The 24,944-nt window shown below is 48.1% G+C and carries 24 protein-coding genes and 1 pseudogene; 18 read left to right on the plus strand and 7 right to left on the minus strand.

Annotation, left to right across the window (positions count from 1 at the left end):
* Nucleotides 1-152: 152 nt before the first annotated feature.
* Nucleotides 153-779: a transcriptional repressor LexA gene (lexA, locus tag RCH83_RS04170; RefSeq protein WP_306519330.1), complete on the minus strand. Its 627-nt coding sequence runs from the start codon at nt 777-779 to the stop codon at nt 153-155.
* 155 nt (nt 780-934) lie between these two features.
* On the opposite strand from lexA, the gene plsB reads away from it, so the two are divergent.
* On the plus strand, nt 935-3,379 hold the full coding sequence (plsB, locus tag RCH83_RS04175) for a glycerol-3-phosphate 1-O-acyltransferase PlsB (protein WP_306519332.1): 2,445 nt from the start codon (nt 935-937) through the stop codon (nt 3,377-3,379).
* A 16-nt stretch (nt 3,380-3,395) separates the two neighbouring features.
* On the opposite strand, the gene tesB is transcribed toward plsB, so the two are convergent.
* Nucleotides 3,396-4,271 carry an acyl-CoA thioesterase II gene (tesB, locus tag RCH83_RS04180; protein ID WP_306519334.1) on the minus strand — a complete coding sequence of 292 codons (876 nt, stop codon included), beginning with the start codon at nt 4,269-4,271 and terminating at the stop codon, nt 3,396-3,398.
* A gap of 241 nt (nt 4,272-4,512) precedes the next feature.
* On the opposite strand from tesB, the gene RCH83_RS04185 reads away from it, so the two are divergent.
* Entirely contained in the window at nt 4,513-4,971 is a 459-nt protein-coding gene (locus RCH83_RS04185) for an EVE domain-containing protein (protein WP_306519336.1), read from the plus strand.
* Between the two features lie 58 nt (nt 4,972-5,029).
* Complete coding sequence (locus tag RCH83_RS04190; RefSeq protein ID WP_306519338.1) at nt 5,030-5,269, plus strand: hypothetical protein; 240 nt, start codon at nt 5,030-5,032, stop codon at nt 5,267-5,269.
* A 19-nt stretch (nt 5,270-5,288) separates the two neighbouring features.
* On the opposite strand, the gene RCH83_RS04195 is transcribed toward RCH83_RS04190, so the two are convergent.
* Entirely contained in the window at nt 5,289-5,714 is a 426-nt protein-coding gene (locus tag RCH83_RS04195) for a hypothetical protein (RefSeq protein WP_306519340.1), read from the minus strand.
* Nucleotides 5,715-5,958: 244 nt separating this feature from the next.
* Nucleotides 5,959-7,686, minus strand: coding sequence for a DUF885 family protein (locus tag RCH83_RS04200; RefSeq protein ID WP_306519342.1), 1,728 nt, complete (start codon nt 7,684-7,686; stop codon nt 5,959-5,961).
* A 328-nt stretch (nt 7,687-8,014) separates the two neighbouring features.
* Between RCH83_RS04200 and RCH83_RS04205 the strand changes: the two genes are divergently transcribed.
* The 12 genes and pseudogenes from RCH83_RS04205 to hemB all read left to right on the plus strand — a co-directional run bounded on the left by RCH83_RS04205 (nt 8,015) and on the right by hemB (nt 17,957).
* Nucleotides 8,015-9,031, plus strand: a complete 1,017-nt coding sequence (locus tag RCH83_RS04205; RefSeq protein WP_306519344.1) for a diguanylate cyclase — start codon at nt 8,015-8,017, stop codon at nt 9,029-9,031.
* Between the two features lie 11 nt (nt 9,032-9,042).
* Nucleotides 9,043-10,128, plus strand: coding sequence for a DNA alkylation repair protein (locus RCH83_RS04210; protein WP_306519346.1), 1,086 nt, complete (start codon nt 9,043-9,045; stop codon nt 10,126-10,128).
* A gap of 85 nt (nt 10,129-10,213) precedes the next feature.
* The gene (gene ubiE / locus RCH83_RS04215; RefSeq protein WP_306519348.1) at nt 10,214-10,993 is read left to right on the plus strand and encodes a bifunctional demethylmenaquinone methyltransferase/2-methoxy-6-polyprenyl-1,4-benzoquinol methylase UbiE; all 780 of its coding nucleotides are present in this window, start codon (nt 10,214-10,216) and stop codon (nt 10,991-10,993) included.
* Between the two features lie 13 nt (nt 10,994-11,006).
* The gene (locus tag RCH83_RS04220; RefSeq protein ID WP_306519350.1) at nt 11,007-11,630 is read left to right on the plus strand and encodes an SCP2 domain-containing protein; all 624 of its coding nucleotides are present in this window, start codon (nt 11,007-11,009) and stop codon (nt 11,628-11,630) included.
* Complete coding sequence (gene ubiB / locus RCH83_RS04225) at nt 11,631-13,259, plus strand: ubiquinone biosynthesis regulatory protein kinase UbiB (RefSeq protein ID WP_306519352.1); 1,629 nt, start codon at nt 11,631-11,633, stop codon at nt 13,257-13,259.
* Nucleotides 13,260-13,356: 97 nt separating this feature from the next.
* Nucleotides 13,357-13,524, plus strand: a pseudogene (gene tatA, locus RCH83_RS04230) (twin-arginine translocase TatA/TatE family subunit); the annotation flags it as partial.
* 140 nt (nt 13,525-13,664) lie between these two features.
* A complete protein-coding gene (tatB, locus tag RCH83_RS04235) occupies nt 13,665-14,057 on the plus strand; it encodes a Sec-independent protein translocase protein TatB (protein ID WP_306519354.1) in 393 nt (130 codons plus the stop codon).
* Complete coding sequence (gene tatC, locus RCH83_RS04240) at nt 14,020-14,799, plus strand: twin-arginine translocase subunit TatC (RefSeq protein ID WP_306519356.1); 780 nt, start codon at nt 14,020-14,022, stop codon at nt 14,797-14,799. Before tatB ends, tatC begins: the two co-directional genes overlap by 38 nt.
* A gap of 13 nt (nt 14,800-14,812) precedes the next feature.
* Nucleotides 14,813-15,379, plus strand: coding sequence for a hypothetical protein (locus tag RCH83_RS04245; protein ID WP_306519358.1), 567 nt, complete (start codon nt 14,813-14,815; stop codon nt 15,377-15,379).
* Entirely contained in the window at nt 15,369-16,169 is an 801-nt protein-coding gene (locus RCH83_RS04250) for a TatD family hydrolase (RefSeq protein WP_306519360.1), read from the plus strand. The genes RCH83_RS04245 and RCH83_RS04250 overlap by 11 nt, the downstream gene beginning before the upstream one ends.
* Entirely contained in the window at nt 16,169-16,969 is an 801-nt protein-coding gene (locus RCH83_RS04255; RefSeq protein WP_306519362.1) for a GGDEF domain-containing protein, read from the plus strand. The genes RCH83_RS04250 and RCH83_RS04255 overlap by 1 nt, the downstream gene beginning before the upstream one ends.
* The gene (gene hemB, locus RCH83_RS04260) at nt 16,953-17,957 is read left to right on the plus strand and encodes a porphobilinogen synthase (protein WP_306519364.1); all 1,005 of its coding nucleotides are present in this window, start codon (nt 16,953-16,955) and stop codon (nt 17,955-17,957) included. The genes RCH83_RS04255 and hemB overlap by 17 nt, the downstream gene beginning before the upstream one ends.
* 78 nt (nt 17,958-18,035) lie before the next feature.
* Here the strand turns inward: hemB and gppA are convergent, their stop codons facing one another.
* Both gppA and rhlB read right to left on the minus strand, forming a co-directional pair.
* On the minus strand, nt 18,036-19,580 hold the full coding sequence (gppA, locus tag RCH83_RS04265) for a guanosine-5'-triphosphate,3'-diphosphate diphosphatase (protein ID WP_306519366.1): 1,545 nt from the start codon (nt 19,578-19,580) through the stop codon (nt 18,036-18,038).
* Entirely contained in the window at nt 19,546-20,817 is a 1,272-nt protein-coding gene (rhlB, locus tag RCH83_RS04270) for an ATP-dependent RNA helicase RhlB (protein WP_306519368.1), read from the minus strand. The genes gppA and rhlB overlap by 35 nt, the downstream gene beginning before the upstream one ends.
* 185 nt (nt 20,818-21,002) lie before the next feature.
* On the opposite strand from rhlB, the gene trxA reads away from it, so the two are divergent.
* The 3 genes from trxA (at nt 21,003) to RCH83_RS04285 (ending at nt 24,358) form a co-directional block, all read left to right on the plus strand.
* Nucleotides 21,003-21,329, plus strand: a complete 327-nt coding sequence (gene trxA / locus RCH83_RS04275; protein ID WP_296298106.1) for a thioredoxin TrxA — start codon at nt 21,003-21,005, stop codon at nt 21,327-21,329.
* 201 nt (nt 21,330-21,530) lie between these two features.
* Nucleotides 21,531-22,799 carry a transcription termination factor Rho gene (gene rho / locus RCH83_RS04280; RefSeq protein ID WP_306519371.1) on the plus strand — a complete coding sequence of 423 codons (1,269 nt, stop codon included), beginning with the start codon at nt 21,531-21,533 and terminating at the stop codon, nt 22,797-22,799.
* 131 nt (nt 22,800-22,930) lie between these two features.
* Complete coding sequence (locus RCH83_RS04285) at nt 22,931-24,358, plus strand: NAD(P)/FAD-dependent oxidoreductase (protein WP_306519373.1); 1,428 nt, start codon at nt 22,931-22,933, stop codon at nt 24,356-24,358.
* Between the two features lie 148 nt (nt 24,359-24,506).
* Here the strand turns inward: RCH83_RS04285 and RCH83_RS04290 are convergent, their stop codons facing one another.
* A complete protein-coding gene (locus RCH83_RS04290; protein ID WP_306519376.1) occupies nt 24,507-24,728 on the minus strand; it encodes a hypothetical protein in 222 nt (73 codons plus the stop codon).
* Between the last annotated feature and the right edge of the window lie 216 nt (nt 24,729-24,944).

A 24,944-nucleotide genomic window follows, 5' to 3' on the forward strand; every position in this document is an offset into this window, starting at 1 on the left:
GGAACTATGTTTTTATCGGGCACAGGCTAAGAATTGACCACAAAGCCTGATCTGTAAACCCCAGAATGCAAAAAGCACCGGCAAACCAATCAGGTCATACCAGTGCTTTAAACAGAAACATATTGAGTTTATTTAACTTTTATCCGTTTTTATTACCAGGTTTGGTTACGGATAACACCAACGGCCAAACCTTCAATTGCAAAAAACTGCTGCGTTAAATCCACTTTTATCACATTAAAGTCGCTGTTTTCGGGGTGTAAGTACACAAATTGCCCATCACGCCTGAAACGTTTTACTGTCACTTCATCTTCCACTCTGGCAACTATCACTTCACCTTGCCTGGCTTCTGTTGTTTTGTGCACTGCCAGCAAGTCGCCGTCCATAATGCCGATGTCTTTCATGCTCATGCCAGAGACTTTTAACAGGAAATCAGCGGCCGGATGAAACAAATTGGCATCCAGCTGATAATACTGGTCTATATGTTCAGTGGCCAAAATAGGCTGGCCAGCTGCGACACGACCAATCAGTGGCAAACCACTAAACTCAGGTTCATTGGCAACTACATCATCTTCCAGCAAGCGGATGCCACGGGAAGTGCCCGGCATCATCTCAATAAAACCTTTTTTTGCCAGCGCTTTTAAATGTTCTTCAGCTGCATTGGCGGATTTAAAACCAAGCTGAGTGGCAATTTCTGCCCGGGTAGGCGGCATGCCAGAGTGCGCCTGATAATCCTTAAGTAATTGTAATATTTCGGCTTGTCTTGGAGTTAGTGGTCGCATGGTGCTGAATGCCTATACAGTGAATACTGGGAGTATATACAGTGAGTTTCAGGCTGCCAAGCGGGCAACCACAGAAAATCAGCAAATTTGTGCGAAATTGGCGGGAAATTCAATCCATGCTATCTTATCCGGCTGTTTTTGACTGCAGGTAACCTATGTTTTCGCGATTAAAGTGGTTCGCCAGCCTACTGCAATGGCCATTAAGGCCGCTGGTTCAATATAAAATCATTCCGGCACAACCGGTCAGTAGCCTCGATTTAAGCCTTGATAAGCCGCTGTTTTATATCAGCAGAGTGGCGTCCGCCAGCGATCTGGCCACACTCAAACGCGCCTGCCAGCAACTGGATTTACCTGATCCAACAGAACACGTCAGTATTGGCAATGTCACTTTGCCCCGCACCTTATTTTTGCAACAACCAACACCTTTGTGGGGCAATGCCAAAGAGTCGCTGGCTTTGCAACAAGGTCAGAAGTTATTACAGGCCCATTTAAATCAACCAGAGCAGGACGCACAACTGGTGCCTGTGGCTATCAGCTGGGGCCGTGCGCCAGGTAAAGAAGCCAGCGTTAAATCTGTGATAGGCGAAGCAGCAGCACCTGGCTGGCTGCGTAAACTTTTTGTGGTGCTGATTTCCGGCCGTCATACCTTAGTGCAGTTTTCCCGCGCCGTTTCGTTAAAAGACATGGCAGCAGAACACGGCGCCAGCGAAGAAAGCGCCCATAAACTATTGCGGGTGGCTCGTTTTCACTTTTACCGCCAGCAACTGGCGGCAACAGGGCCACGTCAGCCCAACCGCGCTGCACTTTTTAATGCGTTGTTAGGCTCAGAGGCATTAAAAAAAGCCATAGCCGATGAAGCCAAAAGCAAAAACATCAGTCCGGAACAAGCCAGGACGGAAGCGCGCAATTTGCTGGAAGAAATAGCAGCAGATTATCGCGAATCCACCTTAAGGGTGGGCGACAGACTATTAAGCTGGTTATGGCGTAAGTTATTTACCGGTATCAAAATTCACAATGCTGAAGTGATCCGGGATTTAGCGCAACGTGGCCATGAAGTGGTGTATTTACCTTGTCATCGCAGTCATATGGATTACCTGCTACTGAGTTATGTGATTTACCAACAAGGCCTGGCAGCGCCACATATTGCCGCTGGTATTAACCTGAACTTTTGGCCTGTAGGTAAGTTTTTCCGCCGCGGTGGAGCCTTTTTTATCCGCCGCAGTTTTAGTGGCAATAAACTGTATTCGGCGGTATTTCGCGAATATCTGTCGCAGTTATTCCGCAAAGGTTACAGCGTAAAATATTACAGTGAAGGCGGCCGCAGCCGCACCGGACGTTTATTGCAGCCGAAAACCGGCATGCTGGCCATGACTGTGCAGGCGCTGTTACGCGGCATAGACCGCCCTGTCACCCTGGTACCGGTTTACCTGGGTTATGAGCACGTGATGGAAGTCAGCACTTATCTGCGTGAACTCAAAGGCTCTGCCAAAACCAAAGAGTCGGCACTGGGTATTTTGCAGGCGGTACGGCAATTACGTGACTACGGTTATGGTTACGTGAATTTTGGTGAACCCATTTCACTCAATAGCTATTTGCAACAACATGCACCCGACTGGCGTCAGAGCATTAACCCTGTTGAACCCCAAAAACCGCAGTGGCTAAACCCTGTGGTAGCCAAACTGGCGCACGAAGTCATGACCAAAGTGAATCAGAGTGCGGCGCTCAATGCGATTAATCTGATAGCCACCACTTTGCTGGCAACAGAGCAGCATGCACTGACCCGCAAAGCCCTTGTGGCGCAGCTGGATTTATATCTGGCGTTGCAACAACAAGCGCCTTATCACAGCGCAGTCACTTTGCCTGAAGGCAACGGCAGCAGTCTGGTGCAACATGCACTGGATTTACACAAAATTCAGCTGCAACAGGACGAATTTGGCGATTTAATTCAGCTCAGCGCAGACGAAGCTGTGGTGATGAGTTATTACCGTAATAATATCAGCCACTTGTTTGTGATCCCTGCGCTGCTGGCAACGGCCTTGTTGCAGCACCGGCAGCTTAGCAAAATGCAGCTACTGAATATTTGTCAGCAGTTGCAGCCGTTATTACAACAAGAGTTGTTTTTGTTTGCTGACGATTTACAGCCTTATGTTGAGCAGGTGCTGGCATTTTTACAACAACAGTCGCTGATTGAGTTGAAGGATAACCAGTATCAATGCACCGGCAGTCAAAATGCAGGTTATCGTCAGTTGCAACTGCTGGCGCATAACAGTGATGGCATTTTGCAACGTTATGCCATGGTGCTGAATTTAATTGAGCTGGAAGCGCCTATAGTACGCACCGATCTTGAACAACACAGCCATCAGCTGGCACAAAGGTTGTTAAAGCTGCATGGTATTGAATCGCCTGAATATCACGACAAACAGCTGTTTGCCACTTTAGTCAATGCGCTGAAAGACGCCCACTATATTCAGCTGAATGAACAATATCAGCTCAGCAGAGGCCAGACTTTCCAGCCATTGCTGCAAACGGTCAACGCTTTGTTACAACCGGACGTTTTGCAAAGCATTCAGCAAATTACCGCAGATAAAGGCTCCAGCTAAGCTGGAGCCTCGGTTTTTATTCGTTTCTGGCTTTGTCGTAACTGCGGATAACCCCTTCCTGCATAGTAGAAGCCACCAGCACTCCGGCGCGGTTAAAAAACTGGCCGCGCACTAAACCGCGGGCGCCGGACGCGCTTGGGCTGTCAACGGCATACAACAACCAGTCATCAAACCTGAAATCCTGATGAAACCACATGGCATGGTCAATAGTGGCCACCTGCATATTGGGCGCCATAAAAGATTTACCGTGTGGCTGCAGGGCTGTTGGCAGGAAGTTAAAATCTGACGCATATGCCAGCAGGTACTTATGTACCCTTAAATCATCCGGCATAGCGCCATTGGCTTTAAACCAGACATAACGTTTGGCGCTGCTTATCTGCGGTTTAAAAGGGTTATGAAAAGCTACAGGACGCATTTCGATAGGTTTTTCACAGATAAACTTGCTGCGCAGGCTTTCCGGGATGAGATCGGCGTGTTCACGATAAAACTCCAGATCGGAAATCAGCTCTTCCGGCGGCGGTACTTGCGGCATTAAGTCCTGATGTTCAAAACCCACTTCATCGGCCTGAAAAGAGGCGGTCAGATAAAAAATAGGTTTGCCGAACTGAATAGCACTAACCCTTCTGGTACTAAAACTTTTACCATCCCTGATGTTTTCCACTTCATAAACGATAGGGCGTGATGCGTCTCCGGGGCGCAAAAAATAAGAGTGAAAAGAATGCACTTTGCGGTCTTCCGGTATGGTTTCTTTGGCGGCAGATAACGCCTGCCCCATCACCTGGCCGCCAAACACAGCTTTAAAGCCTAAGTCCTGACTTTGGCCACGGTACAACCCCAATTCAATAGTTTCTAATTTTAATAATGACAATAAATCGGCTAAAACCTGGCTCATCATTTACTCCTGTAGTGCTCGCAGAATGTTTCATTGTGCAGCAGCACCGGAAAAACTGCAAAAACACTGCATCTGCAGGCGTTACAACGCAGATTCTGTCACTTGCTGCCGGCACAACAGACATTCACTACATGAATGCCAGCGCTTCTGCCGCAAATAAACATTAATTCGCAGGAATCGTCTGGCAGCTGTAACAAAAGCACGGCATAATCGCGCCAGCTTGTTAACGGGAGTAAAGTCCATGGCATGGCTGTTTAAAACTGAACCCAATGAATGCAGCATTGACGATATAGCAGCAGCTAAAACTGGCGTGATTTGGGAAGGAGTGCGGAATTATCAGGCACGTAATTTTCTGCGGGATCAAGTACAAAACGGTGATCTCGTACTAATCCATCATTCAAGTTGTAAACAGATTGGCCTGGCAGGCCTGGCAAAAGTCACAGCAACAGCCATTGCAGACCCCAGCCAATTTCAACCCGAAAGCCCTTATTATGATGCCAAAGCCAGCGCAGAACGTTGGCCCTGGTATGCAGTAAAGGTTGAATTTGTAGAAAAATTCAAAAAAATTATAACGTTAACAGATTTAAGAAATCAAACAGCCTTGGCTGATATGCAGTTGCTACGAAAAGGGAACAGGTTATCGGTGATGCCGCTAACAAAACAAGAAATGGATCTTGTACTTTTTTTAACCAAGGCATAGAGTATAAACAATTCATGCAGCCTGCTTGCAGGTTCAGTCCTGAGAGGGAGTTAAACAGATGGCAGCATTACCTCAAGAACGTCGCGATATAGCCAAAGATGTTAATTATTTTTGGAATGAACTCAACATGGCGCAAAAGTTTTCGGTCGCAGAGTTACAGCGTTTTGGTTATGAACTGGCCTTTGTGCGTCGCAGCCCCAGTTTTAGTCTGGCAGTATTACGCGCAGGCGACCGGATTGCCGCTGTGGATCAGGATGGTCAAATTGATACTGAACCCAAAGTGATTATCCGGCATTAATCGAACTGCAAATCACAGTTCAGGCTGGTTCCGACAACGGACGGTTGGTTTTTCCAAAGTCTTTATAAGACTGTTCCCGCACCAGCATCACTCCCGATTGACATAACTGCAAATAGCCGGCAAACGAGTTTTTTTGCCATCCCTGAATCAAACGGCCATGACGGTTAATAAAAACCTCTAATTCAGCATATTCCAGCGCCAGATTGCGTTTGCAATACCTTTGCAAGGCTTGCGGTATCGACAACTGCTTTTGCACCAATTCTTTGCATATTGCAGGAATAGCCTGACACAAGGTTTCAATACAATGCACTTCACTGGGTGGCAGCCTGCTGTTAATTTTGTCGGTAAGCAGTTGTTGCAATAAAATCTGACTACATTCTTCAGCAAGTTCGTAGGTCAGATGCTGCAGATGCGACGACTCCTGATCCCTTAATTTGTATTCCATCACCATTCGTTTATGCGCTTTACTGAGGCTGTCAATTTTGACAACCAAGAGCACAATAACGACAAAAAAACCGATAAATATCAACAAAGTCCACATATACAACTCAGAATATTAAGCAGATAACCCAGCACAACAACGAACATAAGCAACGCTTCTCAAAATGGCGGCGAGTATATCACTGCACAGAAACAATAATGTGACACCGTTTTTTTAAATTCAAACGATGTCACATCAGAACACCAGATTAAGGTTTTTGTTTACGGAGGATATAGTTGTTAATTTGCTGCTCCAGAATTGGCAGCGGCAGGCTGCCGTTTTGCAGCAGCGTGTCGTGAAATTCACGGACATCAAAAGCATTGCCCAAAGCCTGTTCGGCTTGTTTGCGTAACCTTTTAATAGTAATTTCGCCAAGTTTGTACGACAGCGCTTGGGCTGGCCAGCTGATATAACGGTCAATTTCTGTGGTGACATTATGCAAGGACAAAGCACTGTTACTTGCCATAAAATCGATGGCCTGCTGCCGGCTCCAACCCATGGTATGCATGCCTGTATCCACGACTAACCTGGCAGCCCGCCACATTTCATAAGTTAAACGGCCAAAATTACTGTAGGGGTCCTGATAAAAACCTACTTCTAAACCCAGATATTCAGAATATAAACCCCAACCTTCGCCAAAGGCTGAAGTGTAAAAACTGCGGCGATAAGAAGGCAAATCAGTTTGTTCGTTGGCAAGCGCCACCTGTAAGTGGTGCCCAGGCACTGCCTCGTGCAGGGTCAGCGCTTCCAGTTCATAAAGCGGCCGTCTGTCCAGCGCATAGGTATTGACCCAATAAAAACCAGGTTCGCCGTCACCACGGCCACCGGCATAACGGCCTGTGGTGTATTTAGGCGCTATTTCAGCCGGGACAGGCTCTACGCCATAAGGGGTGCGCGGCAACTTTTTAAAGAGTTTAGGCAACTGAGCATCAATTTTTTTCGACAGATAAGCCGCTTCTTTTAGCAACTGCTCTGGAGTTGTCACGTAAAACTGTTTGTCGGTGCGTAAAAACTGAATAAATTCAGCAAAACTGCCTTTAAAGCCAGTGTCACTGATCACTTTGGTCATTTCAGCACGAATACGCGCCACTTCGTTTAAACCAATCTGATGCACTTGTGCCGGTGTCATTTTTAACGTGGTGTAATGCTCCAGCCGGTTTTGATAAAACTCAGCACCTTGTGGCAAGGCCACTGCTGCAATACTGTCACGCGCGCCTGGCAGATACTGATTCACAAAAAAGTCATGGTATTGCTGGTAAGCCGGGAAAATCCGGGTGTTGATTACAGTTTTCGCTTGCTGCTGAAACTGCCGCCACTCAGCATCATTCAAACCGGCAACAGGTTTTTGCAAGGGCCGGAAAAATACCGATTGTTCAGGGTTGTTGCTGATAAAAGAACGAATGCCTTCGGCGTAACCATTGAGCACAGCTTTGGGCTGGGTATAACCCTTTGCCAGGCCTTGTCGCATCCATTCTGTCTGCTGTTGCATGTAACTAGGCACTGACTCCAGTCGCAGCAGGTAGTTTTCCACATCTTTTTTGTTTTTCAGCACCGACCCCGACAACATAAAAGTCAGGTCGCTGTGAAATCCAGACTCTGAAGTCAGTGGCATATAATGAGCGCCGTAGCGGTATTCATCCACCTCGTTTTGTAACCGGTACACTAAGATCGCGTGATTGATCTGCTGTTGTTCCGGCAAGGTACTGACATCCACTGCAGCGAGCTGTGACAATAACTGACGCCTTTTTTTGTCTGCCTCTGCCAAAGTTTCAGCTGACATATCGGGAAGACTGGTTTCGTTGCGTGGACTGATGTCCTGTGCCTGTTGCCAGATTTTATCAGCCAAAGCTGCAAAGTCGGTCTTGGCCGGAGGTGACTGGGTGGCACATGCCGTCAGCGCTGTTGCCCAAAACAACACCAGTATTTTATGTTTCATAAAAAGATCCCAAAGATAAGTTGCCAGCTGATTGTATACAATTGTCTACGCGGCGACGAAACCTCCTGCCTGACAATTCCGCCATTTGAGCCGATTTTATAACAGCAATACGTAGAAACTCTGAGCAAAAAGCTGCAATTAGCTGATAAATTTGTAAAAAAACCACATTTTATCAAAAAAATCTTGGCGTATGGCAGCGCTGTCGTTATTTTAAAGATGCGAGAAGCTCAAGATGCGCGCTAACCCTTGCGTTCAACCAGCATTTACGTAACATAAGGGCATTCATTTGCGCTAAGTCTATGCAGTATCCATTGGAGTTTTACTTGGCATGATGTATCAGGATTCAATCGATCAAGCGGGTGAAAAAGCTGCTCTTGCAATGGCTTTTTTACAACGGCATCGTTTGGCTGCCCACCCGGTAAACTTCACCGTAGCTTACGAGTATATCAGCGGCGTCAATGCAGCCCTGTGCCAAACCATCGAACAAAAATTAACAGCACGTATCGCCTTTGACGATTTTGTGATGGTGGAGCTTTACAGCAATTTTATTGTTACCACCAGCAAAGAAAATGAACAACTGGTCACCAGAGTCAATCAGATAGTCACTAAGTTAAGTGGTACGGCCGATCTGGCCAGTGAAGCTATTGCGGAATATGTTGAAATATTAGACCAGGGCATGCAGGCACTCAACGCCGAACCAACAGTGGATGCAAAAGCAACACTGCACCTGATGATGGATGCAACCATCGAACTTCGCAGCAGCCAGGAAAAACTGCGTGATCAGCTGCAACATTCGGCAGAACAAAGCCAGATTTTACGTACTGAACTTGATCAGCTGAAAAAAAGCCGCCAGGTTGATGCCCTGACAGGTCTGTATAACAGGCTCAGCATGCAGGAACATGTGGATGACTGGCTGACTCAGGACCCACAACGCCGTATTGCAGCCATTGCCGTTGATCTGGACCATTTCCGTCAGTTTAATCACGATTATGGTTTTAGTATTGGTGATGTGATTTTGTCTAAAGTGGCGAAAAAAATCAGCGCTTATGTGCAAGAAAGTGGTTTGCCGGTGCGGGCTGGTGGTGAAGAGTTTTTAATTTTGCTGCCTGATGTTGATTTACGCACCGCCAGCGAAATTGCCGAACAAGTACGCCGTGGTGTGGAAAAACTGCGTTTTGTCTCGTCACGTAGTAAAAAAGCATTACCCAAAATTACCATTTCACTGGGTGTCACCCTGTATCAGTCAGAAGAAAACTGGCATCAATTCCTGGCCCGTACCAGCCAGGTACTGACAGTGGCGAAAAGACGCGGCCGCAATCAGGTGGCCACTGAAGCCATGTTGTAAGACCTGGGCTAATGGCTGCAGCACTGTTAAAAGATCAAATTAATAGCACTTTGCTTAGTGCCATAGCTCAAAGCTGCAGCCATTATTACCCGGCCTTTCGTGCCGAGGATTTTCTGCAACAGCTACAACCCGCGCTTGCAGAGCTTGAACTAAAACAACGTATCCGCCAAACCGCCGCCACTTTGTACCAGTCACTGGATTTACCTTTTGCTCAGGCTTGCGAAGTGCTCAAGCCAGTCAGCAGCCATTTTGGTGGTATTCCGGGTTTTATTTTCCCGGAGCTGGTGGAACAATTTGGTTTGCAACAGCCCGACATAGCGCTGGATGCTTTAGGGCATTTTACCCGTTTTTCTACCAGTGAATTTGCCATCCGGCCTTTTTTACAACTGCACCCACAGCAAACGCTGGTGCAAATGTTAGTCTGGGCAGAAGATAAAGACCATCATCTGCGCCGCCTCGCCAGTGAAGGCTGCCGGCCACGATTGCCATGGGGCCGAGCCCTGCCCGAATTTCAGCGTGATGCCAGCCCTATTCTGCCGATACTGGAAAAACTAAAAGCCGATCCTTCAGATTATGTGCGTCGCAGCGTGGCGAATAATCTCAATGACATCAGTAAAGATCAGCCTGAACTGGTGTTAGCACTGGCCGGCCGCTGGCAGGGGCAAAGTGAAGAAAGTAACTGGATCATCAAACACGCTTTACGCACTTTACTGAAAAAACGCCACCCGGATGCTTTGGCACTGTTTGGCTATCAGAAGCCACAACTGCAGGCATCGCTGCAACTGGGTCATACGCAACTGCAAATGGGTGAGCAGTTGCAATTTGAGGTGCAACTGCAAAGCCAGCAAGCACTTGGCAAGCTACGACTGGAATACGCCATAGATTTTGCAAGTAAAAGCGGCAAAAGCAGACACAAAGTTTTTCAACTGCTGGAACGCACAGTCGCAGAACCAGAATTGCAGCTGAGCCGTAGTTATCGTTTTGTCGATATGACCACCCGTAAACATTATCCGGGGCAACACCAGTTGCATCTGATCATCAATGGCCAGATTTATTGTTCTGCCCCTTTTGAGTTACAACCGACAGAAGCGGGCTAATTTGCACCATTTACCGGCTTTTGATTGGCGTAGCCGGATGGATCTTTTACACTAGCGCCAGTTTCACGCTGACAAAGGCCTTATCATGACAGAGCAGCATCAGGACGCAGCTTCAACTGCAGAACAAAACACCACCCATTTTGGTTTTAAAACAGTGGCGGCACAGGAAAAAGTTTCCATGGTTGCCAACGTCTTTCATTCGGTGGCTGCCAAATATGACGTGATGAACGACCTGATGTCTTTGGGTATTCACCGCTTGTGGAAAAGATTTACCATCGACTGCAGCGGTGTAAGACCAGGCCAAAAAGTACTGGACTTAGCCGGCGGCACCGGCGATTTAACTGCATTATTTTCCAAAAGGGTCGGTCCGACCGGCCAGGTGATTCTGGCGGATATAAACGAATCTATGTTGAATGTCGGTAAAGACAAACTGCGTGATTTAGGCCTGGTGAACAATATCAGTTATGTGCAGGCGAATGCCGAAGCTTTGCCTTTTGCCGACAACAGTTTTGACATTATTACCATCGCTTTTGGTCTGCGTAATGTCACCAATAAAGACGCTGCTTTACGCTCTATGTTCCGGGTATTAAAACCGGGCGGCCGCTTGCTGGTACTGGAGTTTTCCAAACCAACTGAAGCCTGGCTCAGCAAAGTGTACGACCTGTATTCTTTTAAACTGTTACCTGCCATGGGGCAACTGGTTGCCAATGATCGCGAGTCTTATCAATACCTTGCAGAATCCATTCGCATGCACCCTGATCAAGACACTTTAAAGCAGATGATGGATGATGCCGGTTTTAGCCAAACCAGTTATCACAACTTAACCGGCGGTATAGTGGCGTTGCACCGCGGTTACAAGTTTTAAGCTGGTTTGCCTGATGCAAAATTTCCGGTTGCCGCCTTTGTTACCACAACTGCTGCTCAGCATCGCCGAGCCGGTGCTGAACAAGATTGTCAGCCTGGACCCGGATGCAGCAGAACGCTTGCAGCAACTACAAGGCAGGCAACTGGCGGTTGAGCTGACCGATCTGCAGTTACGGCTGGTTCTGACAGTTCAACCCAATGGTATCTGGCTGAATCAACATCAGGAAAAAGTAGATTGTGCCCTGATCACCAATCTGCAAAGCCTGCGTCAGTTAACAGATCCCAGTCAGTTAACCCGGCTTATCCGTGAAAACGCGCTGGATATCGAAGGTGATTTACAGCTGCTGCAGCAATTTAATCAGTTTTTTGCCAGATTAAACCCGGCATGGGCCGAACATTTATCCGGTTATATTGGCGACGCAGCGGCGCACAAAGTCAGTCTGTTGTTGCAACAAGCTCAGCTATTGCTCAGGACAAAACTGGCAGAAGCCGACCTGGTCGTGACAGAACTGGCGCAGGATGAATTGCAGCTAAGTCCACATCCGTCTGAACTGCAACATTTTAGCCAGCAAGTCCATCAACTGGCAGCGCGCACTGAACAACTGGCACGTCAGCTTGCGCTTATCAAGGGGAAATAAGTGAGCCTGAGCCGGTTTTACCAGATCAAAAAAACCTTGTTGCAATATGGCCTGGATGAATTGATCCCGGCGCAGTGGCAACCCTGGTGGGCCAGAGCAGCCAGACTGTCGTTATTCTGGTTGCGTAATCAACATCCGGATAAAACTGTTGGGGTGCGTCTGAGATTGGCGCTGCAAAGCCTGGGCCCTGTGTGGGTGAAGTTTGGCCAGATGTTATCCACCCGACGCGATTTATTCCCGCCCGAACTTGCCGACGAACTGGCTAAGTTGCAGGACAAAGTTGCTCCTTTTGACGGGTTCGAAGCCCAAAAGCTGATTGAACAGGCTTTGGGTTTGACCGACATTCACCAGTTGTTTACCGAATTTTCAGTGACACCACTGGCTTCCGCTTCTATTGCGCAGGTGCATGCTGCCCGTTTGTCACAAGCCGATGGTTCTGTTGCTGATGTGGTGGTGAAAGTGATCCGCCCCGGCATAGAGCCACAAATTCTGGCTGATTTGGCTTTGATGGCCGATATAGCAGGGGCTGTAGCGCGGTTTTTGCCTGATGGCAAAAGACTCAGACCCCGTGAAGTGGTCGCCGAATACCGTAAAACCATTCTGGACGAACTGGACTTACAACGTGAAGCCGCCAACGCCATTCAGCTGCGGCGTAATTTTACCGGCTCAGATTCTTTATATATTCCTTTTGTTTACAGCGACCACAGCCGCCCTAATGTGATGGTGATGGAACGGATTTATGGCATTCCGGTTTCTGATATTGCAGCATTGCAGGCACAATGCACAGATATGGAACTGCTGGCTAAACGGGGTGTGGAAGTGTTTTTTACCCAGGTGTTTCGCGACAGTTTTTTCCACGCCGATATGCATCCAGGTAATATTTTTGTGTCGCGCGACACGCCACAAAACCCAAAATATATTGGCATTGACTGCGGTATAGTCGGCACCTTAAACCGCGAAGATAAAAGGTATCTGGCGGAAAATTTTGTCGCTTTTTTTAACCGGGATTATCGCAAAGTGGCTGAGCTGCATGTGGATTCCGGCTGGGTGCCTTATGACACCAGCATTGAAGAGTTTGAAAGTGCCATCCGCACTGTCTGTGAGCCTATTTTCCAGAAACCTCTGGCCGAGATTTCCTTTGGACAGGTGTTGATGAACCTGTTTAACACAGCCCGGCGTTTTAATATGCAGGTACAACCCCAACTGGTGCTGCTGCAAAAAACCCTGCTTTATATCGAAGGTTTAGGCCGGCAGTTGTATCCGCAACTGGATTTATGGAAAACCGCCAAACCCTTTTTAGAAAACTGGGTGAAAGAACAAATAGGCCCCAGAGCCATGCTCAGACAAATTAAAGAAAATTTGCCGTTCTGGGCAGAAAAGCTACCGGAAATGCCCAACCTGTTACATGGCTATCTACAGCAACAACCCAAAGCACAACAGGCACTGCTGCAACAAATGCAACAGCTGCAACAACGCCAGTTGCAACAGGGGCAAGCGTTAAAACTGGCGGTACTGGCCAGCGGCGCTGCGGTCAGCGCGGCAGTATTGCTTGCCATTGGCTGGCCAGTGCTGGCTGGCGCTTTAGGGGTTGTCGCTATGTTTTTTGCAACAAAAGCGGTATTGTCATAATTATTTCTTACAATAAACCAGACAAAGGGCCTGATAGATAGCAGTACAGCGTTCTGCAGGCGTATACTCAGTAACTCAACAAAAAAGGGTCGTTCTTATGGGTTTTGGTGGTATTAGTATTTGGCAACTGCTGATTATTCTGGTGATTATTGTGTTGTTATTCGGCACTAAAAGGCTGCGTAACATTGGCACAGATTTAGGTTCTGCTATCCGTGGTTTTCGCAGCTCCATTAAAGACAACGAAGCAGAAACTCCAGTTGATGCAGATGCCACTTTCCCTGAAGCACGCAAAGAAGTAACAGCGGCTCCAACAACGCCTGCGTCAACAGCACCGGCTGCTCCTGCCCAACCTGTCGCTCCTTCTGCACCAACTGCAACAAACAACACGGGTTCAGATAAACACTAATGAGCTTCTGGGAACTGGTTCTTTGTGGTGTAGTAGCGCTGATAGTGCTGGGACCTGAACGGTTACCCGGTGCTATCCGCAGTGTCAGTCAATTTATTAATGGCGTGCGGCAGTTCGGCCAGCAAATGAAAGCTGAGCTGGGTGACGAGCTGCGGGTGCATGAATTGCATCAGAAACTCAAAGATGCCGAAGAAAAAGGCTTATTAAACCTGACGCCAAGCGAACTGACCGCTCTGGCCGAACTGCGCCAGGCGGCGGCTGAGGTCAATAACCCTTATGCCGGCACTCAGCCAGTTACAACTTCCCCTCAGGCCGAAGCACCACCGGCTTTAACTGCAGTCACAGCTGAACCGAATGAACAAAAAAACGACAAGCCCACACAGCCCCAATAGCCTGATGGGGCACCTGATCGAACTGCGTAATCGTTTGCTGAAAAGCATTGCCGCAGTGGTGCTGGTTTTTCTGTCGTTGGCTTATTTTGCCAACGACATTTACCACCTGCTCAGTCTGCCACTGATGAAAGTCTTGCCCAAAGGCGCCAGTATGATAGCCACTGACGTGGCGGCGCCCTTTTTTGCGCCTTTTAAGCTGACTTTTATTGTCGCTTGTATACTGGCGGTACCTTATATCCTGTTTCAAATCTGGCGTTTTATTGCGCCAGCCTTGTATAGCAAAGAAAAACATCTGATAGCGCCACTGATTGCCTCCAGTACCATCTTGTTTTATGCCGGCATTGCCTTTGCTTACTTCTTTGTTTTCCCTATTATTTTTGGTTTTTTTACCAGCGTTGCCCCCGAAGGCGTCACTATTGCCACCGACATCAGCAGTTATCTGGATTTTGTGTTAAAACTGTTTTTTGCGTTTGGCCTGAGCTTTGAAATACCAGTGGCTATTTTGTTGTTGATTTGGACAGGCGCTATGACCAGGCAGGACTTGATTGAAAAGCGTCCTTATTTTATTGTCGTGGCATTTGTCATTGCGATGTTTCTGACACCACCTGACGTGTTATCACAAACCTTGCTGGCCGTACCTATGTGCATTTTGTATGAACTGGGGATCTGGATGGGGCGTTTTTATCAGCCCAAAGCAGACGACGCAGACGCTGACGAAGAAGCGGAACGCCCGCCACAATAAAACAAGGATTTTTATGAAGTTAAAGCTCATTGTGCTGCTGATGTTCAGTCTGACACCCCTGGCGTCAACTGCAGCCAGCACTGACAGCCTGGCTAACCAGGTTATGCTTTGCCAGCAACAGCAAAACGACAACAAACGTTTAGCCTGTTTTGACCAGATAAAACTGCAAAGCGTCAATGCACCAGTGTCGTTACCGCCGCCGGCCTTGACTGCGCCAACAGCATCACATCAGGTACCTGCGGTAGCGGTAAATGACAGACCAGCCATAGTTCAAACCACAGCACCAACATCAGCACCGGTTGTTGCCGACACAGAGGCAGACTTTGGCGCCGAAAAACTTAAAAAAGCCGAACCTGAACAAACCGAAGAAATCAGTAGCAAAATCACTGGTGTTAAAAAAGATGCCCTGAAAAAACTGACGCTGGAACTGGAAAATGGCCAGCAATGGAGTCAGATTGGCTCCGAGTATATCCGGATCAAAGTAGGCGACACCGCCACTGTTCGTCGGGCCGCTCTCGGTACTTTTTTGCTTGGTACAGACCAGGTAACCAAAACCATCAGGGTTCGCCGTGTCAAATAAGGATTTACGCTGGTTTGACGCCGGCGTGAACTTATTCAGCGCTCAGTTTGATACTGACAGGGCGCAAGTGCTCAGCAATGCCCGTCAGGCCGGAGTTGCCGGTCAACTGCTCATTAGCAGCGATTTAGCAGAAACTGCATTAAATCTTGCTTTGTGTCAGCAACAAAACGACTGCCTGACCAGTGCCGGTGTGCATCCGCATCAGGCTGCCGCTGTCAGCGCTGACTGGCAACAACAACTGCAACAGCTGCTGACGCAGGATAAAGTAGTGGCTGTCGGTGAATGTGGCCTGGATTTTAACCGGATGTTTTCACCGGCAGCACAACAAATTCTGGTATTTGAAGCTCAGCTCAGTCTGGCAAAAACCACAGACAAAGCAGTTTACCTGCATGAAAGAGATGCTTTTGATACTCAAATCAGTCTTTTAAAACAACACCAAATCGAACAGGGTATTGCCCATTGTTTTACCGGCAACACTTTGCAACTAAAAGCTTATCTGGATTTAGGCCTTTATATTGGCATTACCGGCTGGCTTTGTGATGAAAGGCGGGGTGAACTATTGCAACAAGCTATACGTTATCTGCCACCAGACCGGTTGATCCTGGAAACCGATGCACCTTTTTTGTTGCCGCGAAACCTGACCGATAAACCCAAATCGCGTCGTAATGAACCTGCTTTTATCGCGGCTATAGCCCAGCAGTTGTCAGTTCTGACCGGCTGGTCTCTGGCTGAGATCTCCAGACAAAGCTGCCAAAATGCCAGTCTGTTATTTCGCAGGGAGCTGGCCTGATGAACTTCGCCTACCTGACATCCCTGCTGACACCTCTGCAGCTGTATCCCTGGCATTTTGCGGCGCTGACCCTGCTTGGCGTTGTACTCGGCGCAGCACTCTTTGCTGTGTTGGTGTATCGCCGCCAACTCAAATGGCAGCAGGAAAGCACCGAACAGTTGGAAGAAAATATTCAGACCCGCACCTTTGAGCTGCAGGTGGCGTTAAATGAGCTGGCCGACAAAAACCGTATTCTGGAAGAACAAAATACCCAGGACGCTCTGACCGGCGTGCGCAACAGGGCTTATTTTGATAAAAAAATTCTGGCCGAACTTAAACGCAGCCGCCGTGAACAAAGGCCTTTGGCTTTGGTGATGCTGGACATCGACCATTTTAAACAAATTAATGACAATCACGGCCATCTGGCCGGTGATGCTGTGATTCGGGGTGTGGCACAACGTATTGCCAGTCAGCTAAAACGCAGCAGCGATTATGTCTGCCGTTATGGTGGTGAAGAGTTTGCGCTTATTCTGCCCAATACCGATGCACAGGGTGTCTGCGAACTGGCTGAACAAATCCGTTTAACCATTGCCGCCGCACCTTTTGACACCGAAATAGGCGCTTTGCAGGTGCATATCAGCGCCGGTTGTTATGCCGCACTCGTAGCACCAGACATGCTCAGTACAGATTTTATTCACGCAGCCGATCAGGCGCTTTATCAGGCCAAAAAGGCCGGCCGCAACCAGATTAAACTGGCTGTAGCTTCCGATCCAGCAGAGCCTGCTGCACCAGAAGGAAACACCGATGAACTCCTCCAGTAGCTATTTTCCGGCCAGTCGCCTGCGCCGCATGCGTCAACATGACTTCAGCCGCCGTTTAATGGCCGAGAACCAGCTGACAGTCAATGACCTGATTTACCCTATGTTTATTATTGAAGGCGACAACAGCCGCGAAGCAATTGCATCTATGCCAGGCATTGAACGTCTGACGCTGGATTTATTGCTGGAAGAAGCCAAAGAGCTGGTGGCGCTTGGTATTCCGGCTATCGCTTTGTTTCCGGTAACCCCGCTTGCTAAAAAGTCTTTAATGGCGGAAGAAGCTTATAACCCTGACGCTTTGGCACAGCGTGCCGTGCGTTTGTTAAAACAGCATGTGCCTGAACTTGGCATTATCACCGATGTAGCGCTGGACCCTTTTACCACTCATGGTCAGGACGGCATTATTGATGAAAGTGGTTATGTGCTGAACGACGTCACCACCGATATTCTGGTGAAACAGGCGTTGTCGCACGCCGAAGCAGGCGCCGACATTGTTGCGCCTTCCGATATGATGGATGGCCGTATTGGCGCTATCCGTGAAGCTTTAGAAGCTGAAGGTTTTCACAATACCCGCATTCTGGCTTATTCAGCTAAATACGCCTCGGCTTATTACGGCCCCTTCCGCGACGCCGTTGGCTCTGCCGGTAATTTAAAAGGTGGCAATAAAAAGTCTTACCAAATGGACCCGGCCAACAGTAACGAAGCCATGCGCGAAGTGGCTTTGGATCTGGAAGAAGGTGCCGACATGGTAATGGTAAAACCAGGCATGCCGTATTTAGATATAGTGCGGCGCGTCAAAGACGAATTTGGTGTGCCTACTTTTGCTTATCAGGTGAGTGGTGAATATGCCATGCATATGGCGGCCATTCAAAATGGCTGGTTGGCGGAAGAAGCGGTAGTGATGGAATCTTTATTGGCCTTTAAAAGAGCCGGCGCCGACGGCATTCTGACTTATTTTGCCAAAAAAGCAGCCATCTGGTTAAAAGGCTGACGCCGTCTTTGCCAATGCAAAAAAACTGTTGAAAAACATCAATAAAAAAGCGCCATCAGGCGCTTTTTTATTGCAACATTACTTCAGTTGCAACAACCAACCGGCTTGCTGCTGATAAGCCACTTCCTGCTCCAGCTCGGCCCGCATCAAAGGATGTTGTTCCAGCCAGCCTTTGGGCAGAGTTAAAGTCAGACTTTCGGCTTGAGCACTGATCTGCACTTCAGGCAATACTTCATGGCGGCGGCGCATCGACAAGACTACGGCAAGACGTAATAAACGGGTCAGGCGCACTGCCAGCAGCACTGAGGTCATGGTCTGGCGGGCAATAATTTCGCGGTTGATATCAGCCCTATGGTTATAAACCAACGCCATCAGCAATTGTTGCTGGGCCCGGGTAAAACCAGGTAATTCGGTGTGGCTGATAATATAAGCACCATGATGATGGTGGTTTTTGTATTCAATCAGCAGGCCGAGCTCATGCAACAAAGCGCCGGATTTGAGCATACTCAGGCCTTCAAATTTACTGAGCTGCCACTGTGTCTGTAACTGATAGGCCAGTTGCAGAGCCATATCAGCCACCCGATTGGCGTGTTGTTCATCAATGTAATAACGCACCATTAAACTGGCGATGGTTCTGTTACGCACATCTGTGTGTTGCAGTTGTGGCAACATGCCGTACAACACACCTTCACGCAGCGCACCGCCGGAAAGTGTCATGCCTGGAATATGTAATTTGCGAAATAACGCTATTAAAATGGCAAGACCTGAAGGGAACACCTGTTTACGTTCTTGTGCCAGCCCCACCAGGCTTAAATGCTCCAGCTGACCACAGACCAGCGCCTGCTGCATAATGCTTTCCAGTCTGACAAGGGTGATCACTTCATCCTGGCCTTGTGCCACCAGAATCTCCTGCATCGCCTGCACTGTGCCTGAAGCCCCAACCGAAATTTGCCAGCCAGCGGCCAGAAATGACTGGGCTATGTTATCCAGTTCCTGCTCGGCAGCTGCTATAGCAGCGTTAAAATTGTCTTCGGTTAATAAACCATCGGCAAAATAACGGTCGAGATAAGTGACACAACCCATATTCAGGCTGGCAAGCAGCAAAGGCGAAAAACCACTACCCACCACCATTTCAGTGGAAGCGCCGCCAATATCAATCACTAACCTGTTGGCTTCACAACTAGAAGTATGGGCAACGCCGAGATAAATCAGCCTGGCTTCTTCTTCCCCACTGATAATGTCGATGTGATGGCCAAGAATTTTTTCGGCTTCATTCAGGAAAGTTCTGACATTACGTGCCAGACGCAAAGTGGCGGTGCCAACAATACGGATATTTTGTGATGGGATGTCCTGCAAACGTTCGGCAAAAAGTGCCAGACACTCCCAGCCGCGGGTCATGGCTTTTTTGCTCAGCACCAGACTGTCGTTTAAGCCTGCCGCCAAACGCACTTTACGTTTCACCCGGCCTATCACCTGCACACTGCCACCCACCACTTTCACCATTAACATGTGAAAACTGTTGGAGCCAAGATCAATCACAGCATAAATATCTTCATGCTGTGATTGTGCGGGCGTGCTGACGCCTGACTTAACGTGGTCTGGCGCGCTGCGGTCTTGGTCCATTCGGATGAGGTCGTCCTGCACTGCGGGCCTGGCCAGGGCGGCGGCGAACACGTGCCTTGGGCTGGGTTAAATCCGTTAATAAAGCGGAAGGGTCATACTGGCTGACCGGGATAGTGTGTTTGATATAGTCTTCAATAGCCGTCAGATTCAGTGCATAACGTTCACAGGCAAAACTGATGGCTTTACCACTTTCACCGGCACGGCCAGTACGGCCAATCCGGTGTACATAGTCTTCACAGTCGTCCGGCAGGTCAAAGTTAAACACATGACTGACCTTCGGAATATGCAAACCACGGGCGGCAACATCTGTTGCCACCAGAATATCCAGTTTGCCAGTAGTGAAATCATCAAGGATTTTTAAACGTTTTTTCTGAATGACATCGCCGGTGAGCATGCCTACACGATGACCGTCGGCTTCCAACCAGGAAAAAATATCTTCACACCAGTGTTTGGTGTTGGCAAAAACAATGGCTTTATCCGGCCATTCTTCTTCCATCAACGTCAGCAACAACTTCATTTTATGTTCGTTGGACGGATAAAATAACTCTTCACTGATACGGCTGCCGGTCATTTGCTCTGGTGCAATATGAATGTGTTCCGGCTGATTCATTTGTTCAAACGCCAGTTCCTGTACCTTGTAAGATAAAGTGGCAGAGAACAATAAACTTAAACGCTCTGTTGCTGCGGGCATCCGGTTAAACATATAACGGATGTCTTTGATAAAGCCTAAATCGAACATACGATCGGCTTCATCCAGCACTACAACCTGAATTTGTGACAGGTCGTACAAACCTTGTTTCATGTAGTCGATCAGGCGGCCTGTGGTGCCAATTAAAATATCAGCGCCTTTTTCCAATAACTGACGTTGAGAATCGTAACCTTCGCCCCCATAAATCAGAGCAAGCTTTAAACCGGCATGTTTTGCCAGTTCAACAGCGTCCTGATGGATCTGAACTGCCAGTTCCCGCGTAGGAGCCATAATAATGGCACGCGGCTGACCTGAACCTTTTGGTTCATGCGTCAACAGGTAATGGAAGGTTGCAGTCAGAAAGGCCAGGGTTTTCCCTGTGCCGGTCTGGGCCTGACCGGCGATGTCTTTACCTGCCAATGCAAGTGGTAAACACTGAGATTGGATAGGTGTGCAATGAGTGTAACCTTGCGCATGAAGTGCGGCAAGGACCTGAGGTGCCAATGCAAAATCGGCGAATTTATGCTGAGTGAGGTGTGTTTTATTCATACCGGGCTAGCATAACCGTTACGCTTGCAATAAGGAACAGTCAGGATAAAATTGATGCCAGTTTTTTCACGGGCCATATCATCAGCGGTGCGGTGCCAGAGCAGCTTCTCTGAGCCGTTATCGCCGACACTGACCCACACAGCTGAATAATGCAGTAACCCTGCCCAGCCCTATCGGAGAGTACAATGAGCGAACATATTTTACAGGTTTCTGATGACAGCTTTGAAGCTGATGTTTTAAAAGCTGCCAGCCCTGTGTTGGTAGATTTCTGGGCTGAATGGTGTGGTCCATGCAAAATGATCGCGCCAATTCTGGACGACGTGGCCAAAGAATACGCCGGTAAAGTCACTGTTGCTAAAGTGAATATCGACCACAACCCAGGCACACCACCAAAATTTGGTATCCGTGGTATTCCAACGCTGCTGCTGTTTAAAAACGGCCAGGTTGCAGCCACTAAAGTAGGCGCTTTGTCAAAAACTCAGCTGAAAGAGTTTCTGGACAGCAATATCTGAGCTTAATCAGCACAGGCAAAATCAGGCGTATATTTTGTACGCCTTTTTTTATGGCCCTGCTGGACGGCCAAAACTTATCCTGCTATGGTGTAGCTCAGCAACTTCTCTAATAACCCGCTTGTTCGTTGACTAATTCATTTCCAAACCCAATTGCTCAGCGAAAAGCTATCTTTCTGTTTTGATACACAAGAACCCATCAATATGCATTTAACCGAACTGAAGCTGAAGCCGATTAACGAGCTGGTTGATCTGGCTGAGTCCATGGGCCTGGAAAACATGGCCCGTCTGCGTAAGCAAGATATTATTTTCGCCATCTTAAAATCACACGCGAAAAACGGTGAAGAAATTTACGGCGACGGTGTTGTCGAAATTCTGGCCGACGGATTTGGCTTTCTGCGCTCTTCAGACAGTTCTTATTTAGCAGGCCCGGATGACATTTATGTGTCGCCAAGCCAGATCCGACGCTTTAACCTGCGTACCGGTGACAGCATCTCTGGCCTTATTCGTCCGCCAAAAGAAGGCGAACGTTATTTTGCGCTGCTGAAAGTGAACGAAGTAAACTTTGGCCGCCCTGAACAAGCCCGTAACAAAATTTTGTTTGAAAACTTAACTCCGCTGCATGCCAATTCACGGCTGCGGATGGAACGTGGTAACGGCAGTAAAGAAGACATCACCGCCCGTGTACTGGATTTAGCTTCACCCATTGGTCGTGGCCAACGCGGTTTGATTGTTGCACCACCAAAAGCCGGTAAAACTATTCTGTTGCAGAACATCGCCCAGTCTATCGCCGCCAATTACCCTGAATGTGTGTTGATGGTATTGCTGATTGACGAGCGTCCGGAAGAAGTGACCGAGATGCAACGTATGGTGAAAGGTGAAGTGGTTGCTTCTACCTTCGACGAACCAGCCAGCCGTCACGTCCAGGTTGCCGAAATGGTGATTGAAAAAGCCAAACGTTTGGTTGAACACAAAAAAGACGTCATTATTCTGCTCGACTCTATCACCCGTTTAGCCCGTGCTTACAACACTGTGATCCCAAGTTCAGGCAAGGTATTAACAGGTGGTGTTGACGCCAACGCATTACACAAACCAAAACGCTTTTTTGGTGCAGCCCGTAATGTGGAAGAAGGTGGTAGCTTAACCATTATCGCCACTGCGCTGGTTGACACTGGTTCAAAAATGGACGAAGTGATTTACGAAGAATTTAAAGGTACAGGTAATATGGAACTACACCTGTCACGTAAAATTGCTGAACGCCGTGTCTTCCCTGCCATTGACTTTAACCGTTCCGGTACCCGTCGCGAAGAATTGCTGGCTTCATCGGAAGAGCTGCAAAAAATGTGGATTTTACGCAAAATCCTCAATCCGATGGATGAAACCGATTGTATGGAATTCCTGATCGATAAATTGTCGATGACTAAAACCAACGACGAATTTTTCGAATCAATGAAACGGCAAAAAAATAGCTGATCAGAAAAAACCGGCCTCGTCGCCGGTTTTTTTATGCCGTCAATCCAGTGTTATTGCTGCCGGTATCAGGTCGCAACAATACGGCATAAAAATTATAAATTGGCTGATGACAAAGTTATTTCAGGCGTATAATGCCGCGCAATTTCACTTGCCGCTCTGGCGGCTGGTCTCAGGAACCCGCTGTTGCCTACCTGGCATTAGCGCAGTTAAAAAGCCGTTCCTGCGCCTGTACCAAATTCTTTTCTAAAATTGGTAACAACACTATGGCACTTGCACGTATCGTCATTATCGGCGGCGGCGCCGGCGGTTTAGAACTGGCCACCCGCATCGGCAATAAACTTGGCCGCAAAGGCAAAGCTGACATCACGCTGGTAGACCGCAATCCCACCCATATCTGGAAACCTTTGTTACATGAAGTGGCAACAGGCACTTTGGACGTTGATATCGACCAGGTGACTTACCGCGCCCACGCTGCTGCACATGGATTTGATTTTCAGCTTGGCACTATGACAGGGCTGGATCGCGACCAGCGGCAAATTATTCTGGCGCCGCTGTTTGATGAAAATGGTGAAGAAATTTTATCTGAGCGTCGTCTGAGTTACGACTATCTGGTACTGGCGATTGGCAGTGTCTCAAACCATTTTGGCACCCCTGGTGTAGTAGAAAACTGTATTTTCCTGGACAGCCCAACCCAAGCAAAACGGTTTCACCGCCGTTTGCTGGAAGCTTATTTAAAACTCAATTCACCTGGCCACCCGAAAGACAATCTGAATATTGCCATTGTTGGTGCTGGTGCTACCGGTGTTGAACTGGCGGCAGAGCTGCACCACGCCGCCGCTGAGCTGAATTTATACGGTTTTAGCGATATGAAACGCGACCGGTTGAAAATCAGTGTCATTGAAGCAGGCCCACGTATTCTGCCGGCTTTACCAGAGCGTATTGCTGCTGCCGCCCATAAAGAGCTGCAAAAGCTGGGGGTGGATGTGCGGGTGTCCACCAAGGTCACCGCAGCCGACGAACAAGGTTTGCAGCTTGGTGATGAACATCTGGACAGCGAGTTGATGGTGTGGGCTGCCGGTATTAAAGCGCCGGACTTTTTAAAAGATTTGGCGGGGCTTGAAAATAACCGCATCAATCAGTTGTTGGTGCTGCCGACTTTGCAAACCACCCGTGACTCGCAAATTTACGTGATTGGTGATTGTGCCGGTTGCCCTTTGCCCGATAACAAATGGGTGCCACCGCGCGCTCAATCAGCGCATCAGATGGCTGAGCTGGTTGCGAAAAACCTGATTGCCGCTGTTAATGGCAAACCTCAGCAGCAATATCATTATCGGGATCACGGCTCGTTGATATCACTGAGTCGCTTTGGCACCGTTGGCAGCCTGATGGGTAATCTGGTGGGCGGCGCTATGATGATTGAAGGCCGTATTGCCCGGATGGCGTATATTTCGTTGTACCGTATGCATCAGGTAGCTTTGCATGGCTGGCTGCGCACTATCATGATTTCGGTGATAGGCCGTATTAATAAAATTATCCGGCCAAGGTTAAAACTGCACTAAACGCATTAAAACTGCACTGTCACACTGCTCCAGTAAAAAACCACCTCCATAGGAGGTGGTTATACATTTGGGGAAAAGATCAGTGCCAATAAGAAAGGCTGGTTTTGCAAACCAGCCTTTTACTGTTCAGTAGTATTGCCAGCGAAAATTAACGCCGGCGTGAAATCGCAGGTTCAGCAAAATACTGAAATTGTTCATCGGCTAAAGCAGCTTTACGTTGTTGCTGATAATCCAACCGTTCACTCAGCGCATAACCAAACACTTCCAGATGAGCGTCGGCCATCAACTGCTGTAATTCAGTTTTATCGGTCAGCTCCAATAATTCGCCGGCATATAAAAAACCTTCAGCACGGTGTTTTTCCACTGTCACATTGGTTTTGGCTTTTTTCTTTTGAAAAATATCTAAAAATTGTGCTTTTGCCTGCTATAAAAATACACTTTTATTCATTGTCACTGCCCTTAAAACTACAGATCCATGTCCGGCTTTTTTATCTTTGCCGGATTTTGCCATGCCACTGCAATCTGCACAAATTAAGCTCAGCGTCACAGCACAGGATCAGGATCAGGATCAGGATAAAGCTTGCGC

It is taken from the genome of Rheinheimera sp., from assembly GCF_030824435.1.
GTDB lineage: Bacteria > Pseudomonadota > Gammaproteobacteria > Enterobacterales > Alteromonadaceae > Pararheinheimera.

Bases quoted from the DNA above. Each gene is read 5' to 3' on its own strand.
- lexA (WP_306519330.1), bottom strand. From the start codon at position 779: ATGCGACCACTAACTCCAAGACAAGCCGAAATATTACAATTACTTAAG.
- plsB (WP_306519332.1), top strand. From the start codon at position 935: ATGTTTTCGCGATTAAAGTGGTTCGCCAGCCTACTGCAATGGCCATTA.
- tesB (WP_306519334.1), bottom strand. From the start codon at position 4,271: ATGAGCCAGGTTTTAGCCGATTTATTGTCATTATTAAAATTAGAAACT.
- RCH83_RS04185 (WP_306519336.1), top strand. From the start codon at position 4,513: ATGGCATGGCTGTTTAAAACTGAACCCAATGAATGCAGCATTGACGAT.
- RCH83_RS04190 (WP_306519338.1), top strand. From the start codon at position 5,030: ATGGCAGCATTACCTCAAGAACGTCGCGATATAGCCAAAGATGTTAAT.
- RCH83_RS04195 (WP_306519340.1), bottom strand. From the start codon at position 5,714: ATGGAATACAAATTAAGGGATCAGGAGTCGTCGCATCTGCAGCATCTG.
- RCH83_RS04200 (WP_306519342.1), bottom strand. From the start codon at position 7,686: ATGAAACATAAAATACTGGTGTTGTTTTGGGCAACAGCGCTGACGGCA.
- RCH83_RS04205 (WP_306519344.1), top strand. From the start codon at position 8,015: ATGATGTATCAGGATTCAATCGATCAAGCGGGTGAAAAAGCTGCTCTT.
- RCH83_RS04210 (WP_306519346.1), top strand. From the start codon at position 9,043: ATGGCTGCAGCACTGTTAAAAGATCAAATTAATAGCACTTTGCTTAGT.
- ubiE (WP_306519348.1), top strand. From the start codon at position 10,214: ATGACAGAGCAGCATCAGGACGCAGCTTCAACTGCAGAACAAAACACC.
- RCH83_RS04220 (WP_306519350.1), top strand. From the start codon at position 11,007: ATGCAAAATTTCCGGTTGCCGCCTTTGTTACCACAACTGCTGCTCAGC.
- tatB (WP_306519354.1), top strand. From the start codon at position 13,665: ATGAGCTTCTGGGAACTGGTTCTTTGTGGTGTAGTAGCGCTGATAGTG.
- tatC (WP_306519356.1), top strand. From the start codon at position 14,020: ATGAACAAAAAAACGACAAGCCCACACAGCCCCAATAGCCTGATGGGG.
- RCH83_RS04245 (WP_306519358.1), top strand. From the start codon at position 14,813: ATGAAGTTAAAGCTCATTGTGCTGCTGATGTTCAGTCTGACACCCCTG.
- RCH83_RS04255 (WP_306519362.1), top strand. From the start codon at position 16,169: ATGAACTTCGCCTACCTGACATCCCTGCTGACACCTCTGCAGCTGTAT.
- hemB (WP_306519364.1), top strand. From the start codon at position 16,953: ATGAACTCCTCCAGTAGCTATTTTCCGGCCAGTCGCCTGCGCCGCATG.
- gppA (WP_306519366.1), bottom strand. From the start codon at position 19,580: ATGGACCAAGACCGCAGCGCGCCAGACCACGTTAAGTCAGGCGTCAGC.
- rhlB (WP_306519368.1), bottom strand. From the start codon at position 20,817: ATGAATAAAACACACCTCACTCAGCATAAATTCGCCGATTTTGCATTG.
- trxA (WP_296298106.1), top strand. From the start codon at position 21,003: ATGAGCGAACATATTTTACAGGTTTCTGATGACAGCTTTGAAGCTGAT.
- rho (WP_306519371.1), top strand. From the start codon at position 21,531: ATGCATTTAACCGAACTGAAGCTGAAGCCGATTAACGAGCTGGTTGAT.
- RCH83_RS04285 (WP_306519373.1), top strand. From the start codon at position 22,931: ATGCCGCGCAATTTCACTTGCCGCTCTGGCGGCTGGTCTCAGGAACCC.